This window comes from Phenylobacterium sp. (assembly GCF_036402295.1).
GTDB lineage: Bacteria > Pseudomonadota > Alphaproteobacteria > Caulobacterales > Caulobacteraceae > Phenylobacterium.
In genome coordinates this window covers 1-5,041 of sequence record NZ_DASWTE010000067.1, presented here as the reverse complement: position 1 = coordinate 5,041, position 5,041 = coordinate 1, and the positions used below count along the sequence as shown (strand labels likewise).

Below are 5,041 nucleotides of genomic sequence, written 5' to 3'. Positions count from 1 at the left end.
AGAAGTGCTGGCCGCCGTCCGGCAGCATCACCGTCTTCACCAGCGGCATGCCCAGCGCCTCGGTGTAGAATTTCACCGTCTCGGCCATGTCGCGGCACACCAGCGCCAGGGGGTTGATCCCCTTGGTCTGCACGGCGTCCTTTCCTTCAGCTCCTAGAATTCCAGCACGATCTTCCCGAAGTGCTCGCCCGCCGCCATGGCCGCGAACGCCGCCCGGGCCTCGGTGAACGGGAACACCTTGTCGACGACGGGGAAGATCTTCTTCAGGTCGATCATCCGGCACATCGCCTCGAACATGTCGCGCGAGCCCACCGACAGGCCCTGCAGCTTGGCCGAGTTGCCGATCAGGCTGGCCGGGTTGAACGGCTCGCCCGCGCCGGCCACCACACCGATGATGGCGATGTGACCGCCGATCTTGATGGCCTTCATGCTTTCCTGGATCGTGCCGCCGCCGCCCACCTCCATGATGAAGTCGGCGCCGCGGCCACGGGTGGCCTCGCGCACCGGCCCCGACCAGGCGGGCGTCGTCTTGTAGTTCACGATGTGGTCGGCCCCGAGCCCCTTGGCCCGCTCCAGCTTCTCATCGGACGAGGAGGTGATCAGCGTGCGCAGGCCCGCCGCATGGGCGAACTGCAGGCCGAAGATCGAGACCCCGCCGGTGCCCTGCAGGACCACCGTGTCGCCGGGCTCCAGCCGCGCATCGACGAACAGGCCCCGCCACGCCGTCAGCGCCGCGCACGGCAGCGTCGCCACCTCCTGGTCGGACAGGAAGTCGGGGACCTTCGACAGGCCATGCTCGCTGAAGGTCTGCAGCTCCGACCCGGCGCCCGGGATCGGGAAGCCCAGCGCCGTCACCACCTTCTCCAGGCTCGGCGGGCCCGAGATCCAGCCCTGGAAGAACAGCGTCGCCACCCGATCGCCGGCCTTGAAGCGCGTCACGCCGTCGCCCACCGCCTCGACCATGCCGCAGCCGTCGGAGAAGGGCGTGATGACGTCGGTCGTCGACGCGGCGCCCCGCCCGTACATGCCGTTGATCATCAGCAGGTCGCGGTAGTTGAGCGACACCGCTTTCATCCGCACCAGCACCTGGCCGGGCCCCGGCTTCGGCTCGGGCAGCTCCACGACCTTGATGGCGTCCGGGCCCCAGGGGGCGGCGACGTTCAGCGCACGCATGACTTCCTCCTGCGCGCATCTTACGCCCCGCGATCAGGGGCGCGGCAAGCGTGTCCCCACGTCAGGCCCTGGCGGACGGCAGCACGGGCTCCTCCCCCCACTGCGCCGGATCGTGGCCCCAGACCATCACCGTGTCGGTGTCCCGCATGGCCAGCAGGGCGTCCAGCGAGCGGTTCATGGCCGGATGGTCCGACATCGCCGGGAAGTCGCGGCTCTCGACCACCCCGCAGTGGTAGCAGGCGTCGCCGACCAGGATGTGGTCGCCCTGGTCGCTCCGCACCTTGAGCGACTGGTGTCCCGGCGTGTGGCCGTAGCTCGGGACCAGCACCGCCGAGCCGTCGCCGAACAGGTCGTGCTCGCCGTCGACCAGCGTCACCGGGTGGCCAAGCTCGAAGTAGCGCTTGCGCAGGCCGTAGTGGCGCGAGAGCTCCGGCTCGAAACCGGCCTCCCACTCGCGCCGCTGGACGACGACGGTGGCGTTGGGCAGTTCCCTCAGCCCGCCGGCATGGTCGAAGTGCAGGTGCGAGAGCGCCGCGTAGCGCACCCGCGCCGGGTCGATATCAAGCCGCTCCAGGTTCCGCGTCAGCGTCTCCTCCGGAGTGAGCGTGGCGTCGAGGTCCTGGGTCCGCAGCGCCACACGATAAGTCTCGTCGTAGTCGACCATCGCCGCCGGCAGCCCGCAGTCGAACAGGGCCACGCCGTCCGGATGCTCCAGCACATAGAACGGGATCGGCACCGTCACGCGGTCGCCCGCCATCGCCATGCCGGCGCCCGGGCTGTGGAACTGGCCGCAGAGGCAGCCGAACAGGCGCAGGCCCATGACGGGTCTCCTAACTCAGGCGGGATCGAGCTTCCTTACCCCATATAGGCGCAGCGCGCCGATCAGTCCGGCGAGGCACATGCCCGACATCAGCAAATAGCCCTGCGCGCCGAAGCGGTCGAACAGCGGCCCGGCGGCCATGGTCGCCACGCCCATCAGCACCCCGCCGGACAGCGCCGAGTTGATCGCCTGAGCCGCCGAGGCGTTACGCGGCGTCGACAGCCGCTCGATCAGCTGCAGCGAGGCCAGGAAGGTCGCCGCGTAGCTCAGCACGTGCAGGGTCTGCAGCGGGAACACCAGCCAGAGGGGCGGCGCGAAGGCCAGCGCCGTCCACCGCACGATCGCCGCCAGGCCGCCCAGGATCAGCAGGTTGCGCGGCCCCACCCGCCGTCGCCACGGCTCGAACCACCAGAGGAAGGCCACCTCGGCCGCGACGCCCACGCCCCACAGGACGCCGGTCATGCTCTCGGGCACGCCCTGTTGCTTCCAGGCCAGGGTCGAGAACCCGTAGTAGAAGGCGTGCGACGACTGGATCAGGCCGGCCGCCGCCGCCGCGGTCATGAAGGCGGGGTCGCGGAGCAGCTCGCCCAGCCCCGCGAACCGGTCGGACGCCCGCACCGCCTCGCCGGTCTCGTGAACCGGATCCGCCGGCAGCAGCCAGCGGGCGGCCGCTGCGGTCAGGGCGGCGCAGGCGGTGATCCAGACCAGCACCAGCTCGGGCGTGCCCCAGGTCAGCAACGCGCCCACCGCGACGTTGGCCACGATGAACGCCGCCGAGCCGATGCCGCGCGGCCAGCCGTAGTTGAAGCCGTCGCGCCGCGCCCGGTTCAGCACGATCACGTCGGTCAGCGGCGAGATGGTGGAGAAGGTCGACGAGGCCACGAACCACACCACCGCCCAGCCTGCGAAGCCGAGCGGCAGCGCCATCAGCGCGTAGGCGGCCATCACGCCCAGGGACATAAAGATCAGCGCCGTCCGCCGCAGCTGGAAGCTGTCGGCCCAGATCGCCAGCAGCGGCGCCGAGAACGCCCGCGCCAGCATCGGCAACGACAGGATCAGCCCGATCTGCGCGCCCGTGAGCCCGCGCTCGGCGAACCACACGGGCATGTACGGCGAGCTCGCGCCGGTGCCCACGAAGATCGCCGAGTAGAAGAGCCCCAGGCGGACGGGAAGCGACATGGAGCAACCGTTTACAGGGAGTCGGTGGACGACGGCCGTGCACTGCGTAATCTCTCCTGAACAACGATAAGGGAGAAGCGCGATGGACCGGACGAACAGCCGTGACCGGGAACTGCGCGAGCGGGCCGCGGCGGTCATCCCCGGCGGGATGTACGGCCACCAGTCAGTGGGCCTGCTCCCCGACGACTATCCGCAGTTCTTCGAAAAGGGCGAAGGGGCCCACCTGTGGGACGCGGATGGGAACCGCTACCTCGACTTCATGTGCGCCTATGGGCCGAACCTGTTCGGCTACGCCCATCCCGAGATCGATGCGGCCTTCGTGCGCCAGCTGGGCCTCGGCGACACCCTGACCGGCCCCACCGGCCTGATGGTCGAGCTCGCCGAAGCGCTGACCGGGATGGTCGCCCACGCCGACTGGGCGATCTTCTGCAAGAACGGCTCGGACGCCACGACCATGGCGCTGACGACCGCCCGCGCCCACACCCGGCGCCGGGTCGTGGTGCGGGCCAAGGGCGCCTACCACGGCGCCCTGCCCTGGTGCACGCCCCGGCCGGCCGGCGTCCTCGACAGCGACCGCAGCCACCAGATCTTCTGCGACTACAACGACGTGGCCAGCCTGGAGGCGGCCGTGGCCGAGGCCGGCGACGACCTGGCCGCCATCTTCGCGGCGCCCTTCAAGCACGACACCTTCGTCGACCAGGCCGAGCCGGACGTCGCCTATGCCCGCAAGGCCCGCGAGCTCTGCGATCGCACGGGCGCCCTGCTCGTCGTCGACGAGGTGCGGGCAGGCTTCCGGTTGTCGCGCGACTGCTCATGGAGCCGCATCGGCGTCCAGCCCGACCTCTCCAGTTGGGGCAAGTGCCTGGCCAACGGCCATCCACTTTCCGTCATGCTGGGCAACGACAAGGCGCGGAAGGCGGCGGCGTCGATCTTCGTGACCGGCTCGTTCTGGTACCAGGCCGCCACCATGGCCGCGGCGCTCGAGACGCTGCGCCTGGTCCGCGACACCGACTATCTGGAACGCATCACCGCGCTTGGCGAGGCGCTGCGCGCCGGCCTGGCCGAACGCGCCGCAGCCGCCGGCTTCGGCTTCCGCCAGACAGGCCCGTCGACGATGCCGCTGTTCCTGTTCGACGAAGACCCGGACCTCCGCAAAGGCTACTGCTTCTCGTCCGAGATGCTGAACCGCGGCGTCTATGTGCACCCCTGGCACAACATGTTCCTGTGCGCGGCCATGACCGAGGCTGACATCGCCCACACCCTCGACGCCGCCGAGGCGTCCTTCGCGGCCCTCAAGCGCCAGGTCCGCGACCTGGCCCCCGTCGAGAAGCTCGCCTTCCTCTCCGCCGGAGCCCGCTGATGCCCACCATGACGACCTTCTCCGAGTACGACGGGCTGGGGCTGGCCGAGCTGGTGGCCAAGAAGGCCGTGACGCCGGGCGAGCTGGTCGAGGCCGCGATCGAGCGGATCGAGCACCACAACCCGACTCTGAACGCCGTTGTCTACCAGGGCTTCGACGACGCCCGACGCATGGCGACGCAGGCCCTGCCGGACGGGCCGTTCAAGGGCGTGCCGTTCCTGATCAAGGACCTGGGCATCTCGGTCGCCGGCTGGCCGCGCAGCCACGGCAGCAGGTTCGGCAACGTGGTCGACACCGCCGACAGCGGCCTGATGGCCCGCTACCGCTCATCGGGCGTCATCCCGCTCGGCAAGACCAACACGCCCGAGTACGGCATCACCGGCACGACCGAGAGCGCCCGCCTCGGCCCCTGCCGCAATCCCTGGAACCCGAACCACATCGCCGGCGGCTCCTCGGGCGGCTCAGCCTCGGCGGTGGCGGCCGGCATGGTCCCGCTCGCGCACGCCTCG

Annotated in this window: 6 protein-coding genes; 2 read left to right on the top strand and 4 right to left on the bottom strand. The window is 70.3% G+C overall.

Features of this window, described 5'->3' with window-relative positions; translation table 11 throughout:
• The 4 genes from VGD44_RS04470 to VGD44_RS04455 all read right to left on the bottom strand — a co-directional run.
• Positions 1-160, bottom strand: a 160-nt coding sequence (locus tag VGD44_RS04470; RefSeq protein WP_414694611.1) for a VOC family protein, incomplete at its 3' end; no start/stop codon positions are given.
• The gene (locus VGD44_RS04465; protein ID WP_331084292.1) at positions 154-1,173 is read right to left on the bottom strand and encodes an NAD(P)-dependent alcohol dehydrogenase; all 1,020 of its coding nucleotides are present in this window, start codon (positions 1,171-1,173) and stop codon (positions 154-156) included. The genes VGD44_RS04465 and VGD44_RS04470, both read right to left, overlap by 7 nt.
• Before the next feature lie 61 nt (positions 1,174-1,234).
• Entirely contained in the window at positions 1,235-1,993 is a 759-nt protein-coding gene (locus VGD44_RS04460; RefSeq protein WP_331084290.1) for an N-acyl homoserine lactonase family protein, read from the bottom strand.
• A 15-nt stretch (positions 1,994-2,008) separates the two neighbouring features.
• Positions 2,009-3,172 carry an MFS transporter gene (locus VGD44_RS04455; protein ID WP_331084288.1) on the bottom strand — a complete coding sequence of 388 codons (1,164 nt, stop codon included), beginning with the start codon at positions 3,170-3,172 and terminating at the stop codon, positions 2,009-2,011.
• Positions 3,173-3,254: 82 nt separating this feature from the next.
• On the opposite strand from VGD44_RS04455, the gene VGD44_RS04450 reads away from it, so the two are divergent.
• Positions 3,255-4,532, top strand: coding sequence for an aminotransferase class III-fold pyridoxal phosphate-dependent enzyme (locus VGD44_RS04450; protein ID WP_331084286.1), 1,278 nt, complete (start codon positions 3,255-3,257; stop codon positions 4,530-4,532).
• A partial coding sequence (locus VGD44_RS04445) for an amidase family protein (protein WP_331084284.1) occupies positions 4,532-5,041 on the top strand: 510 nt, incomplete at its 3' end. The genes VGD44_RS04450 and VGD44_RS04445, both read left to right, overlap by 1 nt.